At 33.7% G+C, this 21,976-nt stretch carries 17 protein-coding genes and 1 tRNA gene; 5 read left to right on the top strand and 13 right to left on the bottom strand.

The genetic code is table 11. The features are described 5' to 3' along the window. Window positions 1-146 precede the first annotated feature (146 nt). Window positions 147-1,922, top strand: a complete 1,776-nt coding sequence (locus tag EL260_RS21740; RefSeq protein WP_123857588.1) for a T9SS type A sorting domain-containing protein — start codon at window positions 147-149, stop codon at window positions 1,920-1,922. Between the two features lie 67 nt (window positions 1,923-1,989). Here the strand turns inward: EL260_RS21740 and EL260_RS21735 are convergent, their stop codons facing one another. Beyond that, window positions 1,990-5,217, bottom strand: a complete 3,228-nt coding sequence (locus tag EL260_RS21735; RefSeq protein ID WP_123857587.1) for a hypothetical protein — start codon at window positions 5,215-5,217, stop codon at window positions 1,990-1,992. A gap of 150 nt (window positions 5,218-5,367) precedes the next feature. Between EL260_RS21735 and EL260_RS21730 the strand changes: the two genes are divergently transcribed. From EL260_RS21730 to EL260_RS21720, 3 genes are all read left to right on the top strand, one after another. Beyond that, entirely contained in the window at window positions 5,368-6,162 is a 795-nt protein-coding gene (locus tag EL260_RS21730; RefSeq protein WP_123857586.1) for a T9SS type A sorting domain-containing protein, read from the top strand. 92 nt (window positions 6,163-6,254) lie between these two features. Continuing rightward, complete coding sequence (locus EL260_RS21725) at window positions 6,255-7,043, top strand: T9SS type A sorting domain-containing protein (protein ID WP_123857585.1); 789 nt, start codon at window positions 6,255-6,257, stop codon at window positions 7,041-7,043. 186 nt (window positions 7,044-7,229) lie between these two features. Continuing rightward, window positions 7,230-8,039 (top strand): T9SS type A sorting domain-containing protein, encoded by an 810-nt coding sequence (locus EL260_RS21720; protein ID WP_123857584.1) that lies wholly within the window; start codon window positions 7,230-7,232, stop codon window positions 8,037-8,039. A 50-nt stretch (window positions 8,040-8,089) separates the two neighbouring features. Here the strand turns inward: EL260_RS21720 and EL260_RS21715 are convergent, their stop codons facing one another. From EL260_RS21715 to EL260_RS21680, 8 genes are all read right to left on the bottom strand, one after another. Continuing rightward, window positions 8,090-10,912, bottom strand: coding sequence for a gluzincin family metallopeptidase (locus EL260_RS21715; RefSeq protein ID WP_228445568.1), 2,823 nt, complete (start codon window positions 10,910-10,912; stop codon window positions 8,090-8,092). Between the two features lie 53 nt (window positions 10,913-10,965). After that, entirely contained in the window at window positions 10,966-12,345 is a 1,380-nt protein-coding gene (pyrF, locus tag EL260_RS21710; protein WP_123857583.1) for an orotidine-5'-phosphate decarboxylase, read from the bottom strand. 121 nt (window positions 12,346-12,466) lie between these two features. Continuing rightward, window positions 12,467-12,808: a YkvA family protein gene (locus tag EL260_RS21705; RefSeq protein WP_123857582.1), complete on the bottom strand. Its 342-nt coding sequence runs from the start codon at window positions 12,806-12,808 to the stop codon at window positions 12,467-12,469. Window positions 12,809-12,892: 84 nt separating this feature from the next. After that, complete coding sequence (locus tag EL260_RS21700) at window positions 12,893-13,432, bottom strand: TlpA family protein disulfide reductase (protein WP_123857581.1); 540 nt, start codon at window positions 13,430-13,432, stop codon at window positions 12,893-12,895. 11 nt (window positions 13,433-13,443) lie between these two features. Beyond that, entirely contained in the window at window positions 13,444-14,007 is a 564-nt protein-coding gene (locus tag EL260_RS21695; RefSeq protein WP_123857580.1) for a thioredoxin family protein, read from the bottom strand. 17 nt (window positions 14,008-14,024) lie between these two features. Continuing rightward, on the bottom strand, window positions 14,025-15,095 hold the full coding sequence (gene aroC / locus EL260_RS21690; protein ID WP_123857579.1) for a chorismate synthase: 1,071 nt from the start codon (window positions 15,093-15,095) through the stop codon (window positions 14,025-14,027). Window positions 15,096-15,145: 50 nt separating this feature from the next. Further along, on the bottom strand, window positions 15,146-16,717 hold the full coding sequence (locus tag EL260_RS21685; protein ID WP_228445566.1) for an LIC_10190 family membrane protein: 1,572 nt from the start codon (window positions 16,715-16,717) through the stop codon (window positions 15,146-15,148). Between the two features lie 115 nt (window positions 16,718-16,832). Continuing rightward, the gene (locus EL260_RS21680) at window positions 16,833-17,384 is read right to left on the bottom strand and encodes a YMGG-like glycine zipper-containing protein (protein WP_123857577.1); all 552 of its coding nucleotides are present in this window, start codon (window positions 17,382-17,384) and stop codon (window positions 16,833-16,835) included. A 355-nt stretch (window positions 17,385-17,739) separates the two neighbouring features. On the opposite strand from EL260_RS21680, the gene EL260_RS21675 reads away from it, so the two are divergent. Beyond that, entirely contained in the window at window positions 17,740-18,186 is a 447-nt protein-coding gene (locus tag EL260_RS21675; RefSeq protein WP_123857576.1) for a hypothetical protein, read from the top strand. Window positions 18,187-19,538: 1,352 nt separating this feature from the next. Here EL260_RS21675 and EL260_RS21670 read toward each other — a convergent pair. The 4 genes from EL260_RS21670 to folB all read right to left on the bottom strand — a co-directional run bounded on the left by EL260_RS21670 (window position 19,539) and on the right by folB (window position 21,973). After that, window positions 19,539-19,609: transfer RNA gene (locus EL260_RS21670), tRNA-Cys, on the bottom strand. Window positions 19,610-19,668: 59 nt separating this feature from the next. Further along, window positions 19,669-20,166 (bottom strand): RDD family protein, encoded by a 498-nt coding sequence (locus EL260_RS21665; RefSeq protein ID WP_123857575.1) that lies wholly within the window; start codon window positions 20,164-20,166, stop codon window positions 19,669-19,671. Between the two features lie 38 nt (window positions 20,167-20,204). Next, a complete protein-coding gene (locus EL260_RS21660; RefSeq protein ID WP_123857574.1) occupies window positions 20,205-21,569 on the bottom strand; it encodes a DUF4403 family protein in 1,365 nt (454 codons plus the stop codon). Between the two features lie 35 nt (window positions 21,570-21,604). Beyond that, window positions 21,605-21,973 (bottom strand): dihydroneopterin aldolase, encoded by a 369-nt coding sequence (gene folB, locus EL260_RS21655; RefSeq protein ID WP_123857573.1) that lies wholly within the window; start codon window positions 21,971-21,973, stop codon window positions 21,605-21,607. Window positions 21,974-21,976 lie beyond the last annotated feature (3 nt).

Here is a 21,976-nt window from a genome sequence, read left to right as displayed (position 1 = left end):
GTTTTTACTGTTTTATCGTTTTTACAGTTTTTTATGCGTATTTATGAATTTGCGTTTAATATTTTGTTGTTTTATTTGATTGATTTTCAGTTAATTTTGTTTTTTGATGAAAATATTTTTATATATTTATTAATAAAATTAATAATATGAGAAAAATTTTACTTTGTTTACTAACAAGCATTGCAGCATCACATATTGATGCACAGATTAGTTTGTCTGCTACTTCAGGGACAGCAACAGGAACCTATACTACATTATTGAACGCATTTGAAGCGATTAATGCAGGAACACACCAAGGAGCAATAACAATTAATATTACAGCAAATGTAACAGAAACCGCAACTGCTGTTTTGAATGTAAGTGGAGGAGTATCCAATTATACTTCTGTTTTAATAAAACCAGCAGCTGGAGTTGATGCAACAATTTCAGGCTCAAATGCGACTGGAATTATTAAGATAAATGGAGGAGATAATGTAACAATTGACGGAAGTAATAACGGAACTTCTTCCAGAAACCTTACCATTACCAATACTTATACAGCCGTTACTGGAACTTCTCCTACTGTTATTATGGTTACCAGTACTACTACAGATGGAAGTGATAATTTTACTATTAAAAATACAAATGTAGCGGGGTCGTCCCCTTCTGGAACGGTTGGAGCTATTATTGTGGCAGGATCTACGTTAGCTGCTGCAGAGGTTCCAAATAATAATTTTACAGCGATTAATAACTCTTTTATAAGAGCTCAGAATGGTATTTTTATTATAGGCAATAATACTACAACAGATACAGGGCATGTTGTTAAGAACAATGTTTTCGGATCTACGGTAGTTGCTGATAAGATGTTGTTTAGAGGAATTGCAATACAGAATTCTCAAAATTTTGAAATCAGTGGAAATACTATTACAGGAGTAGTATTAGGGACAACCTCTAGTAGTCTTGCCACAGGTATTTTGATTGGTGCCAATATTATGAATGGTAAGGTATTCAACAATAAAATTTCAGATGTTAGAAGTACAAATACACTGGGCTATGGAGCTGCTGGTATTTATGTGAACTCAGCAAATGCTGCTTCCAATATTTTAATATATAATAATAGTATAAGTGGAGTAGCGGGATATGGTTATAATAGTGGAGGGGCAGCTGTTGATAATGGAAATGGTATTGCTATTAATAATGGCGGTGGTTTTAAGATTTACTACAATACTGTGGTAATGAATACAAGCCAAAATGTAGCAGGAAGGCCTGCCGCATTTAATGTTTCGTCTACAGTAACTGCGCCCGGTGCTATAGATTTGAGAAATAATATCTTTGTAAATTCACAAACACAGACAGGTGAGAAATATGTAATCTATTCTAATGCGGCTAATACTGTATTCTCTAATATTAATAATAACAATTATTATTCTTCAGGAAGTAATTTAGGATATATTGGAGGGGCAGCAAAAGCTACTCTGGCAGATATTCAAACTGGTTTTGGATCAAACACAAATTCTCTGAACCTCCTTCCTGTATTTGTATCTGGTACAGATTTCCATCTGTCTAATACTGGAAACAATGCCCTAGACAATAAAGGAACACCGGTTGCTGAAGTAACATTAGATGCTGATGGTAATACAAGAAATGCCACCACCCCTGATTTGGGAGCATTCGAATTTACAGCACAAATACTGGCGGTAAATGAGATAACTAAAAAGAAAATAAACTTTTATCCAAATCCTGTTGTTGATTATCTTACGATTAACAATGATGGAAAGATAAATGATGTTGAAATATACAATATTTCAGGGCAAAGGCTGATTGCCGAAGAAGTAAATACTGAAAAAGCATCAGTAGATATGAGAAAAGTGCCAGCTGGGGCTTATATCTTAAAAGTAAATACAGAAAAAGGATCAGAATCTATCAAGATTATCAAAAAATAGAATTAATATCTATATACAATAACCCCGACTTGTATCGGGGTTATTTTTTTATCAAATTTAGTATCATTTAGAAACTTGCTTTTACCTGCATACTTCCAATGTGAATTGTTCTTTCCCCAGAGTTTCTTCCTTCATAATTTAAGTTCAATTGGATAAATGAGTTGAGGGCTTGTTGAATGAATACACTCCATACCTGATTTTTTCCAGGTTTCAGACCATCAAGCATCTGATTTCCTACAATACTAAAGTTATTACCAGTAAAATTGTTATTGATGAAAGAGAAATTCCCACGGATGGAAGTTTTTCTGTATTCCCATTGAATGGTTCCTGTCATATCAAAGGCTTTTAATAATTCTTCACCATCAATTCTTTTCTTCTGACGGTATGCAGAAGAAAGCTCTGCCTGGAGAGCATCTGTAAATTTATAAGTAGCCTTTGGTTTGGTCTCGAAATTATTTAAACGATAATCTCTTGTTGCAAATAACTGTGAAGAGTTTTTGAGATCGTGAACAGAATTTTCCCAGTCTACCCTGAATTCTTTATTAAACCAGTATCCAATATTCAGAAAATGGGAAGTCTGTTGGCGTTCTTCGTTACTAAAATTAGCATTGATCAGGTTGTCATTTGTAATAAATCGATAGTTTCCGTTCCATCCGGATTTATCAGTCGGATTAAATTGTACAGAGGTTAAAAGGTTTTGATTTTTAAGAATCTGATCACTGTTTTTTTCAAAAGGATTCAATACCAAAACTTTATCTTTTTTATAGAATGAGTTTTGAGAATTTAATGAAATATTGAAGTTCCAACGCTTTAAGAAGGCATTTTCAGAGTTAAAGATAATAGCCGGATTTACAAATAAAGCCAATTGCAATTTGTTTTTATTGGATGGAATATATCGTACAGAATTAGTATACACCCTGATGTATTGGGCTAAGTCGGAATATTCAGCAATTTCAAATTCGTCAAGCTGCTGGATGCCATCACCGTTGTAGTCGGTCCATTTATAAACTCCCTGTCCATCTGTTACCTTAATATATTGAAACTCTCTTTGTGCTTCCTGTCCATTTCCTAATTCATAGAATGCCTGTAAACGCATCCCGTTTCTGAAAAGCTGTTGATTATAGAGTATATTACCCACTACAAAATCGTTGTTTCGGGATATATCTCCTTCTGCTCCTGAATAAAAGAATTTTCTATAATGAATTAAAGCATTCAGTGTGGTCCTTTCGGTTTTAATGATCTGACTTTCTGCCATGAAACCAAGAATATTGTTCATATTCTGAAGTCTGTTATCACGTACAGAGTCATTTTTTCTCATATATACTTTTGTCAATAATTTTGTCCGAGTACTGTCTCCGATTTTCTTTTGAACAAAGATTTCTTTCCAGCTAAAACTCGTGACATCCATAAGCTGAGTATCATTGTATTTCTTCTCATTATGCTCCATGCTTCCTCCTATGGCCCAGCTTCCTTTCTTTCCAGTAAATTCTGTTGATACTCCGCCACGGATAAATTTGGTATCCTGAAGCGTAGCATTGGTGGTCAGATAAGATAAATTCCCTTTGGTGAAGAAGCGTCCGGTGATCCATCCGAAATCTAGATCATTTTTAATCCCTTTATATGAGTCCTGCTCATTTAAATAATTGATACGATAATTTAAAGTAGATTTATTATTCCATTTGTTTAAAAAGCTGAAGATAAAACGATTCTGTGTCTTTTTATTAAATTCCTGTGCTAAGTTGAAGTCTCTGGAGAATTCAACGTCATTAATACGATCCAGGATATGGAATTGTTTATCTATATATTGATACTCAAAACTTGGAGTTCCTTTCCATGAGCTTTTTGTAAAGGTTTTATTCCCAAAAATACGGTATGCATACCCCATGTTCTGATCGGAATCTTTAGATGAAAATAGATTGACATCATAATTACTCAGAGAGATATCTGCGCCTATTTTTCCTTCGTTCAGTAAATATTCAGAATTAAGAGAGAAAACCTGAGATTTTTGTGGAGAAGGTAGCTTTCTTACTGCCCTGTAATCTCCTGCATTAGGGCCTACATATTCAAAAACACGTCCGTTATTAGTTGTTTTTGCTGTTTTATAATCTCCCTGGTTGGCTCCGAAATAGGTAAATGATACCTGGTAAAGGGTCTCATTGGGATCTGCAGAAAGTTCATAGAAGTTTCCGGCAGGATTTAAACGGTATAAAATTTTATTAACGTCATATTCAGTAACAACTCCCGATGGGGCATACATCAGATTAGGATCATTTCCTGCATTAGCTAAAATTTGTTCATCTTCTTTTGACAAACTTAGGGCAAGCGGAGCGTTTTTGTTATCATTTTCCATGAACCAGTTCAGTCCAACTTTGAATTTTTCTCTTTGATGCTCTAGCTTTCCAGTAAATAAATATCTTGAATAATTCCTGTTGGCGTAGTTATAAGAAATGGTGATGAAGTTCTGCTGGAAAATAGGACGGAAACTGGTAAAGGTAACCTCACCTGTATTATAGTTGATAACATAATCCTGATTTTCTCCACGTTTCATTAGGATACCATCAATAAATACCTGCTCAGAACCTGAGATCAAAGTAATGAACTGCTCTCCATTTTTCCCAGTCAAACGGTAAGGACCCTGGTTTCCTTCAACTCCCTGAAAACGGATTCTGTGAAATTCACTTCGCGCTACACCGGCAGAAATATCAACAAATGTTTTGTTTTCTTTCCCAAATTCCGTCTGAAACTGAATTCCCATGCTTCGTCTCTGATATTTGGCAAAATAATTTTTAGATTCTGCAAGATCAAGATGCCCGGCTCTCAAAATAGATTTATCCTTAATATTAAGCTGCATGTAGATTTTGTCAAACTCTTCTAAAGTTTGAGTGTATCCATCTGCTTGAATAGGTAAATTATGATCGGAGATACTGGCTAAAATGGTGACATCTTTAGAAAGCCGTCCGGAAATCTGAAGATCCATAGAACTTTGTACAGATTGTCCCTGATTATTACCAAATGTAATCCCCCGTATGATAGAACCCTTGGAATTAAGCTCACCTAAAAATCTTTTTTTATCATTTTTAGCCAATACAGCTTCATCCACAACAATCCTGTTATGAGTTCGTATAAAGTCTAAAGTGTCTTTCGCAAAAATATCCTGTTCCAGCTTCGCAGCAAGGATGCTATCCTTTTTAATGCTGTCTTCAGGAACGTTGGGATTTTTCCATGAAAATACCTGCGCATTTCCTGAAAATATGCCAAAGAAAAATACAACGAATAGGATAAAAGTATTCCGCAACTCTTGAAAAATAATTCGTAAAAATAATTAAAAAATGTTAATAGCAGAGGATCAACTATTATTAACAGAAAATTAATCCAAATATTGTTAAGTCCTTAAAATTAAGGGTAATTTAGTTATCGAAATTATAGATAATATAAAATTATAATCATGAAAAAACTTTATTCGTTATTGGCAACAGCAATGCTTGCCATTACTGCTTTTGGACAGACCACTCTTTTGTCAGAATCTTTTGGAACTACAGCAATATTACCAACTGGCTGGTCAAGTACTAATACAATCAATGGCTGGAAATCAAATAGCTCTAGTGCGTCAACAACTAAATATCCCGGAGCTTCAGGAGGAATGAATGTTGTATTCGTTGGCCAGGGGCCCAATAATATTACTCATACCTTAACATATTCTAATTTAGCAACAATTGGCTATACTAATATTTCCATCATATGGGGTGGGCTGGGAGCTGCTGCCTTTAATCAGGATATTGTTTTTCAATGGAGTACAGATGGGACTACATGGAATGATGTCGCTTATAGTTATAATAAAAAAGCTACTACCTGGTCTCTTATAAATAATGGAGTGCCTATTCAACTTCCCGCTGGAGCAGGAAATGCTGCCACTTTAAGTCTTAGATGGTTTTCAGTAACAAGCAATTCAGGAAACTATAGAATAGATGATATAAAAGTAGAAGGTATTTCGGGTTCACTAGCTACTTCAGAAATAATAAAGTCTAAAAATATATTTGTTAAAAATACTTTTGTAGAAAATGAAATTTACTTTGGAACAAAATCTGAGATTAAGATTTTTAATATAAGCGGAGAACTGGTAAAAACAGCCTCCGTTTTTGAAAATGAATCTGTGAATGTAGAAAATCTACAGAGTGGGATTTATCTTGTAACAGGAAATAGTAATGGTAAAGCCATTTCTGAGAAGATTATGAAAAAGTAATTTTAATTAATTGTTAAATATATACCGCTGTTTCAAATGAATAGGTGTTTTTTAGTATTTTTACCACATAAATTTTTAAAAAAAATTATTTTATGAAAAAGATCTTTACAATTTGTGGAATTGCTGTTGTTGCTTTTATGGCAAATGCTCAGCAAACAGTGGTTTTAACTGAGAATTTTGCTTCTTACACAGCAGGTGGAAATACAACTTCAACGGGTACTAATGCCCCTGATGCAACAGATGTTTACAGCGCATCAGGAACACCTGTAGCAAACTTTCCTACTGGAGCTAAAGTATACAGTGCAGGAGGTATGGCGAAATTAGGAACAAGTTCTGTTATCGGAACTATGACTTCAAAAACTCTGGATTTGTCAACTGATGGAGGAAATGTAGTAGTCACTTTTGATGTTAAGGGTTGGACAGGTACTCCAAGTACTATTGTTGTAAAAGTAACAAATTTGGCAAACCAAACCGTATCTTATGCTGCTGTAATGAGTGGTACTCCGGAATCAAAGACAGTAACGTTTACTGGTGGTCAGGCAAACTCAACAGTTACATTTGAAACTCCAACTACTTCTCTTAGAGCTTATTTAGATAATATCGTTATCAAAACAGTTGCTACAGGATCTCTAGCTGTTTCAGATACTAACAAAACGAAGACTGCAAGTTTCGTAAAAAATACTTTCGTAAAAAATAACGAAATTACTTTCGGAGCAGATGTGAAAGATGTGAAAGTTTACAATATGTTTGGGCAGATCGTAAAAGAAGCTTCTGTAAAAGAAAACGGAACTGTAAATGTTGCTGAGTTAACAAAAGGTAACTATATCGTAACGGGTACAGTAAATAAGGAAGCAGTATCTCAAAAAATCCTAAAAGACTAATTTATAGTTTTAGATTAAAAATAGAATCCGGCCATTTCGAAGAAATGGCCGGATTTTTTTATGCATATTTATTTAAAATTTGTTAGTAAGAATACAATAGATTTATGATAGAATTTTTGTAAATTTCCAATTAAATGGTGTTGTTTTTGATATTTTTATGATAACTCTATTCCTAAAATTATTGTAATGAAAAAAATCTTTACTATTGCTAGTCTAACTTTGATGACTGCTTTTATGAACGCCCAGATTGTGATCAATGAGATTTATGGAGGGAATGGTAATTCAGGAGCGGTTTTCAAAAATAACTATATCGTCCTGAAAAATATAGGAACTACACTGGCTTCTTTAACGGGGGCCAGCATTCAATACGCACCCGCAATTGGGGCTTTTACAGAATATCATACATTGCCAGATTTTACTTTGGGACCAGAAGAAACCTATCTGATCCAGGAAGCAGCAGTAGATGGAGGAGTAGAAGCGTTGCCAACACCTGATTTTATTGCGACAACCGTTACGAATTTTGATGGTACACCCAATAAATCTGTTGGGATAAGAATTTCAGGAGCATCCGGAAAGTTAGTATTGGCAGGAAATATTGTACAGGTGATGAGCCCGGTTTCTTCCAATGTTTTAGATTTTGTAGGGTATGGTGCCAATGCAGACCAGTTTAAAGGTGATGGGCCGGCTCCTTCTCCTACAGCTTCAACTTCAATCAGAAGGACTTTAGAGAGTAACAACGATAATATGGCAGATTTTTCTGCGGAAGGAGCGGCAAGAGCAGGCTTTGTTCAGAATCCATTTGTTAAGGATGGTAATGTGCTTTTCGGAATGCAGATCAAAGATGTAAAGGTATACGATACCTTCAGACAGGTTGTAAAAAAATCTCCAACGAAATTTGCTCAGAATATAGACATTACAGAACTTCCTAAAGGAACTTATTTTATAACAGGAACAGTGAACAACGCTCCCGTTTCACAAAAAATTATAAAAGATTAGTTTTTCAATATTTTTTGATAGGAACAGCTTAGTGATAAGCTGTTTCTTTTTTAATACCAACCTCTTCTTGCTGCATTAATGACAGCTCCCAGATTAAGAACTAGCGTATATCTTATACGTTTAGCATAATCTTTAAATCCGGGTTCAAATCCCAATGAAGATTGTATCGGAAAGTAAATTTCCAGGAAATCCGGAATGATTCTTACCTTAACTCCACTGTCCCAGATAAACTTTGTAGGGAAATTTTTGTTTTTATATATTCCGGCATCGGCATACACATGGAATATTTTCCATATACTTGAATCTATATTCACAGAAGTGATCCACTGATTAACTGTTCCCGGAAGAAATGATTTAAATCCGCCATCAGCAAGGATAAACTGTTGTGAAAGAAGACCGCTGCTCGCACTCTCTCCTAAAAGATTGTAAGAGAAGGTATAGTTTGATACTCTTGAAATTCCATAGTTGAATAAATCATTACGCGTGTCATTTCTGAGGAAATATCCGGCAAATAAACGGACACTCAGCTTTTGTCTTGGAGCAAATTCCCATCTGTAGAATCCTTCAGCAGTAATCTTATTGAAATCTTCCATACCTTGTGCACTTAGACTGAAGCTTTTCTCATGGATCATCTGGCTATCACTGTAGCTATATCCTAATCCCCAAAGGTTATATTTTTTATAATCGTCATTGGCAATCATAGCAGGACTAAGATCTCTTTCAAAATAATTATAAGAAGCCCCAACACTTCTGCTTACTGTACTTCTTGGGTTTTTTCTAAAGTTGAGCGTTGAAAATACGGACCCCTTTGTGTATGCTAAGTTATAATCATAATGGAAATAAGATCCCGAAGCTCCAAATGTAATACTTCTAAACATGCTTTCAGCTGGCAGGAAGGAGTAAGATATTCCTCCTGAACCGGTTAGTTTTCCTGTTCCGGTACTGTATGTTGGAGTAAATGAATAGAGAAATTTCTGGTCAAAAAATGACTGGTTTTTAAAGTTAGCCCCTAACAAAAATTTATCATAAGTATTATTGAATCGAACTCTCGGACTTACATAGATTTCGTTATATTCAGGATTCGGGATATCCTTTATGAGTTTAAACTTAATCTTTTTTGTATTTAAAAACAATCCTTTGGCATATAGAAAATTATCCCGATAGCTGGCCTCTGGGAAAATGTAATCATTATTTAAGGTGACTTTATAAATATTATCTGATGCAGGAAGAGAAATCTCTTTTAATCTCTCATTTTCTTCTGTTTCTATCCAATAAGATTTTCTTTCGCCAGCCTTGGTTTCGGTTTCAAGCTTTACAGGAATAGATGCATCTGTATTTTTTGCAATTTTAATATGTAAAGAATCATTCTCTTTTTTAATATGTTTCAGCTTAAAGTTAACCCTGTTCTTCTGTTTAAAGAAACTTTCAAGGTAATGGGCCGATTTTTCTTTATCTGATAGCTCTTTCAGAAAATCATCCGGATTAATCTTATTTCCTGAATTTTTTGAAAGATAATCTTTTACAAGAGCATTGAAAGTCTCATCACCCATTTTATCAGCAGAATAATTGAACAGGCTTCCTGTCTCAAAACTACTAATAGCCATATCATTAAAGTTACTTAGACTTGTAAAATCCTCATCAATTTTCTGATCCAGATTCTGGAGCATGATATATTGGTAAGACAATCCATAACGGTCCAGAAGTTTTACCTTAGATGCATGGAATAATTTTAGAGGTTTGATACCAAAAATTTTGGCTTCTGGTAGCATCCCTAAAAGCTTGGTATCTTTATAGAATTTTTTCAGATACTGGATTTCAAGATAGGATTTTAGACCATTTTTGAACCAATGGTCTTCTTGTTTATCAGCAATGACCTTTTCATCTAGAACTTTTTTGGTAATGATTCCAAAGTAATCAAGATCAGTTTTTTCAGCATCTGTAAATAAAGGGAATCTGAACTTCCAGAAAGTAATATCATTATTCCCAAAGAAATCTTCTTTTGCTCTGAACTTATCTGAAATAAATATGCTTTTTGGGAGAGACCCTATTTTTTCCTTGAGAAATTTTAAATGAAGGGGCAAGTAAAACTCCAGATTTTGTTTCTCATCAGGTTTGATATTATAGCCAAATTTTATTTCGGTATCTGTACCATCAATATTGGTTTTTATGATAGGGTATATATTGGGAGAAACTAAAAATTCAGGATCTGAATTCAGGTATCCCTGAAAAGAATTCATTTGAATCTGTGGCAGATTACTTTCTATGAAACTGTTCACAGGAATATCAAAATTGACGGTCCAGAAAGTATTGAAACTTACCGGTTCTTCAATATCATGATATTTTCTTTCAGAAATATTGTCCGGATCAAAATGATCCGGAACAATAAAGAAATATTTTAAGGCAGTATTCTGACCGGATGTTCCATATTCCGTAAACTTCTTATCGGGAAGCTGCAAACGGTAGTGTAACTGCAAGGTGATATGTTCACCTGGTTTTAATGCCTGTTTAAGAGGAAGAAAAAGATTTTCATCTGAAATTGTATTGACGGGTATTTCTTGGTTTCCTGAATCTTTAATATTAAGTTCAAGAAGTTTTCCCAGTTCATGGTCTTTTGCAAAATGCAAATCGTTATTTCGGTCTTCCAGTTTTCTGTAGACTAAGGATGTTCCGCGTTTGTTATAAGCAGAAATCCAGTTCAGAAGTTTTATAGTCTGCAGGTCTTTTTCAGAATGATTGTAATAAACAATCTCCTGATTCACCTCAAGGGTTTTCCTGTCAGGAGAAAGTTTTGCTCCAATGTATATACTGTCTTTTTGTGCAGAAACGTGTATAACTCCACAAAACAAAATAAGGCAAATGCTGATCTTTTTCAAATATCCGTGATAAAGCTCAAATATAGCTTATTTTGTATATACTTTATAGGATTTTAGTTCTGAATTGCTTTTTTTTCCAAAGAATTAATATAGGCATTCCAACCTTCATTTTTATAAGTAACTGCTGCTGCTTCCGGGTCTTCAGATTTATAGATTCCTCTTCCTACAATAATGAAATCTGTGTGCAGGGTTTTGAAAACATGTTCCGGAGTATTGTACTGTTGGCCTTTTCCATCTCCAGAATCTGCAAGATTTACACCTGGAGTGAATAGCAATAGGTCTTCAGGGATTTTATTCTGAGAAACTCCTCCAATTACATTAGGATGAGATAACGCTACTTTTAATGCTTCTTCACGATAGCTAGTTGTTGTTAAAGCTCCTTTTGAAGACATTCCAACGATGGCTACCACTCCTACATTTTTAAAGCAGTCTAAAGATTCAAAACCACCAATAACCTGGGATGTTACAAAATCTGCCCAATCTGTAATTTTGAAAACTCCGCTTGTAAATTGTAATTCTTGTGTATTTCCAATGTCTGCAAATTTTCTGTCTTCCATCAATAAGAACTGATGTTTTGAAGCGATTGCTTTTAAAGGAGTGATCGTTTTTTCATATTCAAAATCAGAAATAATATCGATGTGTGTCTTTAAAGCAATAATATGAGGTCCAACTTTTTCTGCAAAATCTAATAACTCCTGAGTGGTTGTAACATCTGCAGAAGCAATTAGGTTAGACTTTTTTGTCAATGCTGTTTCCAATAATTTTTTTGAAACAGAATGTTGGGTACTGCTTAGTTTTTGTTCATAAGAAGTTCTGGTTTCTTCTTCAAACTGAATGTGGTTACCCTGTAAAAAGTCCTGAATTCTCTTCACTTCTTCGTCAGATAATTCCCCAGTCTCCTGAAGAATCTCGCACACTTCAGAAATATTGAAAAGAGTATGTACCCTGTATCCTTTACTTTCTAACAGTTGTTTTCCCCCTTGCTCTCTGTCGAGTACCACTACAATGTCAGCAACTTTAAGGTCTTCCTGTTCCACTTCAGCAATAGTTTCTACCAAAGATTTTCCGGAAGTAATGACATCTTCTACTAAAAGACAGTTCTGTCCTTTCTGATAAATTCCTTCGATCAGTTTCTTAGTACCGTAGCTTTTTGCTTCTTTTCTTTTAATGATTAATGGAATATAGCTTTCCAGTGACATAGCTGTAGCCATAGGAAGAGCAGCATATGGAACTCCACAAATTAAATCGAAATTATCTAATGGAAGCATTTCCAATAAATAATTAGCAAGATTTTTTAAGATTTTAGGATCCGAAGCTAAAGGTCTTAAGTCTACATAAAAAGGGCTTTCGATACCACTTTTCAAGGTAAATCTTCCAAATTTAATGATGCCTAGCTTGTAGCACTCCAAAAAGAATTCTTTTTTACTTTCCATTATTTTTTATTAGATGTTGCAAATTTAAGGATTTGAAATAAGGCTTAAAAATTTATCGCCAATTGATTAATAAAAAACCATTCTGCAAAAACAGAATGGTTTTAAAAATATAAATAAACTATTATTTTACGATCTCGGCATCAATCATTTGAGTGCCATTATATTTTTGTTCAGCTTCCCAAAGTAAAAATTTGTCAACTTCTTTAATGAGTTTGGGGATGGTAAGTGACAACACTGCCAAATCGTCCATAACCCCAAGCACTGGGATAGCAAATTCAGGAAGGAGGTCAATAGGAGAGATGACATATAAAATTCCCAATAGAGGAAGAATAATGTCAATGGATTTCATAGGATAGCTTCCTTTTCTCCACATTTTTACCATTCTGAAAATATCAGGGATCTTTTTTACAAAGCCCTTGTGATTGATAGCTTCTTTTGCAAGATTTAATTTTGAATATTTCATTTTGTGTTTGGATTTAAACAAATTTTTCAATGGTATAAATTTCACAAATCCTGTACCAACAAATTATAAAATTTAGTTAAAAAATTATTTGATGATATTATCAATAAACTGATGCACAGTTTCTGAGTCCCAGTCTTTTGTGGCATCTTCCTTAATAAGAATTCTGCCGGTTTTATCCAGAAGAAAAGTTGTAGGAAAAACTTTAGGAAGGATCTTTTCAGATATCGGGCTTTGTGCAATATACACAGGTACCGTATAATTATTTTCCTTTAGAAATTTTCTAACATCTTCTTCTTTATCATTCATGGCGATAAGTACAAAATCTACATTATCTTTTCTTGTATCATATAATTTCTGAATAGATGGCCATTCTTTTCTGCACGGTGGGCACCATGTTCCCCAGAAGTTAAGGAAAACAGCTTTGTTCTTAAAATTTTTAAGGTTAGTGCTGGGTGCATTGATCCCTTTAAGATCTACGTCATAATCTTCTTCATTGATGTGTACTGCATTTTCAATGGTAGCGATAGGGAAGAACTGATTTTTCAGAAAATCCTTCACTCCCGGTACAAATGCTATAATACCAATGATGATAATTATGACAATAAAAATAATCCCTTTTTTCATATTCTGTTTTTTTACAAGAGATCTAAGATTTCCTGAACAGCATCTTTACCTCTGTTTTTTGCATAATAGACTTGAAGGTCGTTATAGAAAGTATCCTTTGGATAGCCCTCCGGATCAGCTTTATATTTCATCAATAGCTCATATCCATATTTTGGACGGGGGCCCCATGAATTTTTCACATTGAAATCTTTATCAAGAATTAATACCTTAGGGATAGACTCTGTGCCATTGGTTAAAAACTGGTTGATTAAATTCTTATCACTGTCTCTTAAAAAAACTCTGATCTCATTATGACCTTCAAAGAATTTAAAAAGTGCCGGAACTGTTGCACTGGCATCGCCACACCAAGCTTCAGAAATGATTAAAATCTTTCCGTCAAAATTCTTAGACTCTAATTCTTTTCTTTGATCTTCATCCGGAACATACTTTTTAATTGTTCTGTCCATTCTCTGAAGCCCAAGCTCATAGTATTGTTTATATTCAATTTCCTGTTGATTGGCAGGCTTGTCTAATCTTTGTTGTGCAATTTGAAGGTATTCTTCAAAAGAAATTCCCTGGTCCCAGTAATTTTTCATTACCAAAAATATTTATATTAAAAATTATTGATGTTTCTCGTTTTATTAATCAAAAATAAGTCTGCCAAAATAAATGCAGCAAGGCCTTCCACTACAGGAACAGCTCTAGGTACAACACATGGGTCGTGGCGTCCTTTTCCTTCTACAATCACAGGATTTCCTTCCTTATCAATACTATCCTGAGGTCTTAAAATAGTAGCTACAGGTTTGAATGCCACACGGAAATAAATGTCCATTCCATTGGAAATTCCTCCCTGGATTCCTCCTGACAGATTAGATTTTGTAGTAAAATCAGTATTGAATTGATCATTGTGCTCTTTTCCAGTCATTTTTGCCCCACAGAAACCACTCCCATATTCAAAACCCTTGCAGGCATTGATATTCAGCATTGCTTTTGCCAGTTCAGCCTGGAGTTTTGAAAATATAGGTTCACCAATTCCTACAGGAACATTTTTGATCACGCAGGTAATGGTTCCTCCAATTGTATTTCCTTCTTTTTTAATTTCTTTGATTCTGGCAATCATCTTTTCTGCCGTTTCAGCGTCCGGACAACGTACATCATTGCTTTCCGTTTGAGAAAAGTCAAGAGCCTGGTATGGTTTTTCGCAGAAAATATCGCCTACAGAAGAAACATAAGCATTGATCTCAATCTCTGGCAAAAGTTGCTTGGCCAAAGCTCCTGCAACTACCCAGTTCATGGTTTCTCTGGCAGAAGATTTTCCACCACCACGGTGATCCCTGAAACCAAATTTTTGATCGTATGTAAAATCTGCATGACTCGGACGATATGCTCCAGCAATATGGTCATAATCCTTTGATTTCTGATTTTCGTTTTCAATGATAAAACCGATGGGTGTACCTGTTGTTTTTCCATCAAAGATCCCAGAAAGAAATTTAACGGTGTCACTTTCCTTTCTTTGGGTAACAATAGCAGACTGGCCTGGCTTTCTTCGGTTCAGTTCATATTGAACTTTATCGAGATCTACCGCTAAACCTGCCGGAAAATTATTGATGATACCGCCATAAGCCACTCCGTGACTTTCTCCAAATGTTGTAAGACTAAGAAGATTACCTAATGTGTTGAACATAATACAAAATTACCTTTTTTTCTTCAGATAATAAAGTTTCAGCATTTGTTCTATTTATAAATATTTTCGATAGTATTAATAACTGCTTTTGCTTCTTTTTCCTCTTTGTAACTCATTCTTTTCCAGATGAATCCTTTACCTATGTTATTTTCATCAATAGGCTGAGGGAAAATTCCTGCTTTTACATCGTCAAAAATAAAACTCTCGGAGATAGAGGGAAGAGGGGTTTCAAAGTTGTAAGGATAGCTTTTGGAAACATTAAACTTTAAGTTCCCAACCTTAAAACGATTGAATTGATGATATTCATAAACTGATGGCTGAAAAAGCTGTTTCTTATGAAATCCAACCATGAAATTCCCCAGTTGAAAACTTGGAATATAATGTTGAATAATACTGGGAAAAGATAATAATGAAATAAAAAATAAACTGAGCATAGAAAAAGTAGCAATGGATTTTCTTTTATTTACATATTCATGAAATAAAATAAAAAATAAAACAAAAAATACATCCATGAAAAATCTGTATTGGGCTGAAAAGACTAGTATAAGTGCGCTTTTTATCAACACGGAAATAAAGATCAAGGTGATGAGTTTCTTTTTCTTTACCCAAGCAAATACCAAAAAAATAAATAAGCTTAATATAAAAAGAATATTGATTTTTGATTTGATACCCTTCAGGAAGAACCAGTTTTTTATATGATCTAATGTGGAAAACTTTTGGATTTCTTCATACGAATACTGCATGTCATAAGTTTTCAGAATCGCATATTGTGAAGAGGTTTTCAATATCTCAGGATTGGGTTTCCAAATGAAACCAAAATCTCCTATAGATACCGGGAATACAGGATATCCAAATGTCCAGATATTTTTAATAAAGAATAACAATAAAATGAGACCTCCGAATAACAGCTTTTTTAAATCTGATTTAAAAATAAAAATATTATAAAGAAGAACCAGTATTGGCAGCCAAATCATGGTTGGCTTTATAGCAAAAACAAAGACAGAAAAGGCAAAAAGAAGACTGGTATTTCTATTTCCGGATATAACTTCATTTAAAATAATTAAAGAAAAGACAATAACAGGAAGGTCAGGGCTGGGTGACTGTGAAAAGAGTAATAATATAGGAATGAAACATAGCTGAATCCAGTTTTTTCTTTCAAATATATAAATGGTATAAATTACCAGTAAAATCGAATTAATTCTCAGAAAAGGATCTGAAAAATTTGAGAAACCGGCCTGAAAAATATGCCAGATTGACATTTGTCCTAAAGTAAGATCCAGATTGGAAATTCCCTTGATAAGCCCATATTCTGTCAACCATTTAATAGAGGGAATATAATATCCGAAATGATCTAATATATAAGGGTAGTAGGCTCCGGTAAATATTATAATAAAGGAAATGAATGTTATTAAAAAGAGATCTTTTTTTAGAAATATATAAAATTCCTGATAAAGTCTTTCTTTAAAAAAGTAGAGTAGACCTAATAAGACCGTAAACATTTCTACATAAATATTTAAGGGAACAAAAAAAGAAATGAAAGTCCAAACAAGACTTATCCCCATGATTCCCGAAAGTATTTTTCCGGAGATTCCCTGAAATAAAATTCCAAAGAATTTTTCCATTATTTTTCCAAGTCCCGATAAGACCGGAACGAGAAAAATAGTGGAAAACAGAATCAATATCATAAAAAAAGATTGCCTAAAAATAAGCAATCTTTATATGTTATGATGAAAAAAATTATCTTCTTGGTTGTACTCTTCCGTCTTTTCTGTCTTGCGATCTACCGATAGTATATCCGGTAGCCCCACCTACCACACCTCCGATTACAGCACCAAGACCTCTGTTTTTCTTAGCAATGATTGCTCCTGCAGCTGCACCACCTACAGTACCAATAATAGTACCTTTAGCAGCTTTACTCATTCCTTTTTTCTGAGTAGTTCCCTGTGAAGCATTGTTTCCATTGTCCGCATATCCACCGTTATTTCCGCCCCCTGAATTAGAATTTCTGTCACGGTATACTGTTCTGGTTTCTCTTATAACTTTAGGCTTTGAATTATTTTCAGCAATAGCTTTCGCTTTTTTGGTTTCAGAGATACTGTCTGCTTTTTTCTGAGCTTCATATACCAGCTTTTCTTTTTCAATAGCTAGTTTTTGTCGTTCTATTTCAAGCTGCCTTGACTGGAATTCAAGCTTCTGTTCTTCCAGTGATTTATCAGCAGTTCTGTCATCTTTCTTGCAGGCCGTTAGTAAGAAAACGGATAAAAAACCTGCTAATACTATCTTTTTCATAACTCAAATTTTAATAAGCTTAAGCCTAAACGGCTCTAATTTTAGTTTTATTTTCAATTATGAAGCCAAAATTCAGTTAAAGAATGTTAAAGTTGATATTGAAAGGATTAAACTAATTCTATATCCTATTAAATTTTACAGTCATAAAGCAGATTTTAGAAACATAAGCATGATGTTTGTGAATAAAATGACAGTTTTTCAAAATTTGAAAATTAATGTTCTAAACGAGATTCATCATAGTTTCCTGCTCAACGGGGAATCTTTATTGGAAGAAATTTGTAAGATATAGTTAATCCATAATTTTTGTTGAATTAATTTATGATGCCTATTTTTGAGAAACTAAATTACTTTCAATATGAAAAAATCAATTTTTACAGTAACAGCTGTAGTAGGATTGCTAGCTGTTGCTACTTCGTTTTCTTCCACTGATGTTGTGGAAGTACCATCTAAAGTTTGTACAGAAGTATCTGTTAAGGATGCTAAGACAAAGACATATCCGGTTCGTTATGGATTGATATCTCAAAGCGGGACAAAAATGCTTTCAGGTTCAGGATTTGATTTGGGAGGTTTCGTTGCTAAAAATACAGCTACAGGAGATGAGTATTTCACTGGTCAGTACAATAATCGTGCGCTTCCACAGTATTCCGAGGAAGATCTTCCGGAAGGAACTTATGAATTCTCGGGCATCCAGGGCCAAGGAGGCTGGGTAGGTTATGGAACGGTAATTGCAACGGTATCGGATGAAAATATAGATGATGACGGATACATTACAATATATGTTCCGATCACATGGGAAGAATAACTTTGTGAAAGACAAAATATTTATCTACATTTACCAAATCCTCGAATGAGGATTTTTTAATCAATATGTATTAATTAATACTGTTGAATATATGAGAACTCCTTAATGGGAGGAATATATAAACAGTTTACACGATATTCTGTTTGGATTTTTCTGAATAGATTTTTTTCATCATTTGTGTTTTTTAGGCCTCCGCATGGAGGCCTTTTCTTTTTTGAAGTGTTTATGATTGAACTCATGTATTTTTAGAGATAGATGAAATATCTTTGAGAAAACTTCTTTTATTCCATAGTAACTAAGTTGCTTGTTCGGAAAACATTTAAATGTAGCATAGAGAAGCGGAAATTATGCTATATCTGTAAAAGAATAATTAGTTTAAAAGTTTTATGACTGTACTCATAAAACGGATAAAAAGTAAAATCTATTTTTGAATAAGAATTAAAAAAAATAATTTTTATTTCTGATATAAAATTTTTTTTTCATCATTTGTGTTTTTTGAAGCCTCCGTTTGGAGGCTTTTTTTGATAACGAGAGTTTATATATGCTTCTTTGTTTATTAAAGGATGATCCCATACGATAAATGTATGATCATTGAACCTTTTAACAGAGTTTGTATTATTTTATATTCTCTTATTTCAATCTTGCTTAACACTGTCTGATATTGTTTTCATTGTTTTTGTGAAATGATATTAAATTTGAATGTTATGCTAAATAAGAGAATAAATTGTGACAAGTTGTAGTTTTTTGTGCCCTCTTTACCGACATATTGTATTTCTGAAAATTTTCTTCTTTACTTAATTTTTTATTTTAAAGTTTTTTTTAATTATTGATTTGTTAATCATTTTTGAGTTTGAGGGTGATTTGTTATGTTTAGTGGAGTTATTATTTGTATATATTTATATTTCAATATGTTTTGGATGTTTATTTTTTAATTTAATTTTCTCTGTTTATGAATAAAATTTTATTTTTTTTTCAAAAAAAGTAATTCTTGGCACGATTTTTCAATATACCAATGCAACTCATGTTTAATTTGAGTTTTCATGGTTATTAGTTTTTATCCTCGGAATTTCCGAGGATTTTTTTTGTATATGCATTACTCGTAAAGATAGGGTTGATGTTGGATTATCTTTGAGAAAATAATTTTCTATCCATCATTCTTTTTTTGTGTTGTAAAATAAGCTCCTCCTATGTGGAAGAGTTTGTTTTATTTTGAAGACTTTGAAATTTTTACTGTAATTTTTAAAACTTAATTCATTTAGTAAACAAGAGTGGAATCACCAAGTTGGTTCTTTCTAATTTTATAGATAAAACTGCATAAAAAAACCTCTAAATTTTATTTAGAGGTTTTAAAGAGGTACCTAGCGGATTCGAACCGCTGTAGATGGTGTTGCAGACCACTGCCTAGCCGCTCGGCCAAAGTACCATGTTTTACCATTTTTGAGGTGTGCAAATATAGCTAAATTTCTATATAAACCAAAGTTTTTATGCAATTTCTTTCTCTCCTAGACTGTCAATTTCGCTTTTGGCTTGAATTTCAGACATATAATTTTTCAGATTAATTACTCGTGTATCACTCCAGCTGTCGTGCCATCCATTTATCCCAAGAAATGATAGTCCATCAAAAGGAACAATCCTGGAAAGAGTTCTGTACGTAATTTGTTGGGTAGTTGGTTTTGTACCATCTGTACTGATTACTTTGGTTCCTGTAATATACTTTGAGACGGTTTTCCCATCAAAGTAGTTTTCCATCAGAAAATAATAAAGACAATAGTTGAAATTTCCAATAAAGAAACTCCATAAAATGCTTCCATTACTATAGAAGTAGAAAAACTCAATTGAAGTTATTTTATAAAGAAAATTGCAGATAATAGAGAGGAGGTAATTGATAATATATATGATGATAACATCTATGAAATTATTGGCAAGCCTAATCCATAATGAGGCCTTATTGTATTCAACAATATTTAAAATTCTTTTCATGGTCGGTTATTAGTTTTTTTTGAGATGAATTTTATCTTTTAAAATCCGTTTACAAGTAGTTTTAAGGTAGCATTAGTATCAATAACAGCTGTAATTCCTGTACTGTTGAGAAGGATTTTGCTTGGTTTCAGGTTAAATACCTTTCCGGTCATCTTTAATCCTTTATAATATTCTTTGTTGAAAGCATCTTCAATACTTTTTCTGGATGTCTCTTCTAATTCCTGAGTTGGTATGCCGTATTCTTCTTCAATCATTTTCACAATTTTCCCCTGAAAGAGAAGAGAAGCCGTTTTTTGAAGTATATTCATTGTTTTAAGCTTGAACTTCGTATCAGATAAAACAATTTTTCTTTTAGTTTCATCATATACAGGAATTCCTGAAACTATAGCAGTTCCTTTGATATAGCCATCTGTCTGTGCTTCAATAACAATTCTGTTATCAACACCGTAAACTCTGATGTCTGTCACTTTTACTTTGGAATCTCTGATGTCAAATTCTTTATTTAAAAATGTTTTTCTGGCCATATTACTGGCTTCCGTAAAAGGAATATTGGCTGTAGTCTGTAACACGAATTTATCTGCAACAGTTGGAGCAAAATTAAAATTACTTGCTGAAGTTACAGGAGGTGAGGCTGCAGGTTTATTTCCGGTAAAAGTTTCCGAAAAAATATCAATTCCAAGGGTTGCATTGATCTGATTTCCATAAAATTTTAAAGGAGTGATAGTAACGCCCACCGGGCTTACCTTCAGCCAGGTATTGTATTCTTCTGAAATATTGAATGGCTGAGCAAACGTATTCCAGGCCATAACAGCATATTGCTGGAAATTTAGTTGAGTAGCCATCTGCTGGTCAATGGTTTTACAGAATTTTTCCTGTTGTTCTCTTAGGCTTTTCTCGACAATAGGGGTGATCGGAATTTGTATTCTTCCATAATCCAGTACAGGTTTCGTTACCCATCGGAAGCCGTTGGGCTGAGTATTGGTGGTAATTGTCCAGTTGTTTTTAAATGTAACGGTTGTATTAAAGGACATTACGGTTTCAAAAGTAGTATTCTGATAAGAATAAACGCCCAGAGTTCCAATCCCTTTCTCGGCCCATATTTTTAAAGGAACTTCAATGAGAAGATTTTGGCTGGTTCCTCCAACTAGACGAATAGGTCTGGTTTTCCAAACTTTTACTTTAAATTGGTCGTTATTGTTGTCTGTATAAGAATCATCCTGGTAAATGAGATCTTTTACAGAGGCGTTTACCATATTGCTAAGCTCTGAAAGTGGGATTGTCACCGGCATGGTAATGCTGGATTTAATCTTTGGAAAGTTATAACTGGCCAATTGATTATCAACACCTGTCTGGCCGAAAGCATTGATGAATGCTGCTAGAAATAATATTTTAATAAATTTCAATTTTGTATTTTTTTAATGAAATAAAAATAAGGATTTTAATTTTCCGGTTTAAAACTTTTTTCCAGTTCAATACTTGCACCTTTCATTTCACCCTTCATGGGTGGTGCTGTTTTGGTAAGTTTAAGCTTGATATAGTCGATTTGTGGAAAACGGTCATGTATTTTTATAATAATTCTTCCTGCAACATTTTCCAGCAGCTTAGATTTAATTTTCATTTCCTGATGAAGAATATCATTGATATCTGCATAGCTTATGGTATCATTCAGGTCATCAGATTCTGCTGCCTTCCACAAATCGGTATGAAGTTCTGCATTTAAAATATAATAGGTGCCAATAATATTTTCCTCAGGTAATACCCCGTGGTAGGCATATATTTTTACATCTTCAAGATATATCTTACTCATTGC

Origin of the sequence: Chryseobacterium nakagawai (assembly GCF_900637665.1) — a bacterium.
Taxonomy (GTDB): domain Bacteria; phylum Bacteroidota; class Bacteroidia; order Flavobacteriales; family Weeksellaceae; genus Chryseobacterium; species Chryseobacterium nakagawai.
This window is presented reverse-complemented; position numbering and strand designations above follow the sequence as displayed.

Bases quoted from the DNA above. Each gene is read 5' to 3' on its own strand.
- EL260_RS21740 (WP_123857588.1), top strand. From the start codon at position 147: ATGAGAAAAATTTTACTTTGTTTACTAACAAGCATTGCAGCATCACAT.
- EL260_RS21730 (WP_123857586.1), top strand. From the start codon at position 5,368: ATGAAAAAACTTTATTCGTTATTGGCAACAGCAATGCTTGCCATTACT.
- EL260_RS21725 (WP_123857585.1), top strand. From the start codon at position 6,255: ATGAAAAAGATCTTTACAATTTGTGGAATTGCTGTTGTTGCTTTTATG.
- EL260_RS21720 (WP_123857584.1), top strand. From the start codon at position 7,230: ATGAAAAAAATCTTTACTATTGCTAGTCTAACTTTGATGACTGCTTTT.
- pyrF (WP_123857583.1), bottom strand. From the start codon at position 12,345: ATGGAAAGTAAAAAAGAATTCTTTTTGGAGTGCTACAAGCTAGGCATC.
- EL260_RS21705 (WP_123857582.1), bottom strand. From the start codon at position 12,808: ATGAAATATTCAAAATTAAATCTTGCAAAAGAAGCTATCAATCACAAG.
- EL260_RS21700 (WP_123857581.1), bottom strand. From the start codon at position 13,432: ATGAAAAAAGGGATTATTTTTATTGTCATAATTATCATCATTGGTATT.
- EL260_RS21695 (WP_123857580.1), bottom strand. From the start codon at position 14,007: ATGAAAAATTACTGGGACCAGGGAATTTCTTTTGAAGAATACCTTCAA.
- aroC (WP_123857579.1), bottom strand. From the start codon at position 15,095: ATGTTCAACACATTAGGTAATCTTCTTAGTCTTACAACATTTGGAGAA.
- EL260_RS21685 (WP_228445566.1), bottom strand. From the start codon at position 16,717: ATGGAAAAATTCTTTGGAATTTTATTTCAGGGAATCTCCGGAAAAATA.
- EL260_RS21680 (WP_123857577.1), bottom strand. From the start codon at position 17,384: ATGAAAAAGATAGTATTAGCAGGTTTTTTATCCGTTTTCTTACTAACG.
- EL260_RS21675 (WP_123857576.1), top strand. From the start codon at position 17,740: ATGAAAAAATCAATTTTTACAGTAACAGCTGTAGTAGGATTGCTAGCT.
- EL260_RS21665 (WP_123857575.1), bottom strand. From the start codon at position 20,166: ATGAAAAGAATTTTAAATATTGTTGAATACAATAAGGCCTCATTATGG.
- folB (WP_123857573.1), bottom strand. From the start codon at position 21,973: ATGAGTAAGATATATCTTGAAGATGTAAAAATATATGCCTACCACGGG.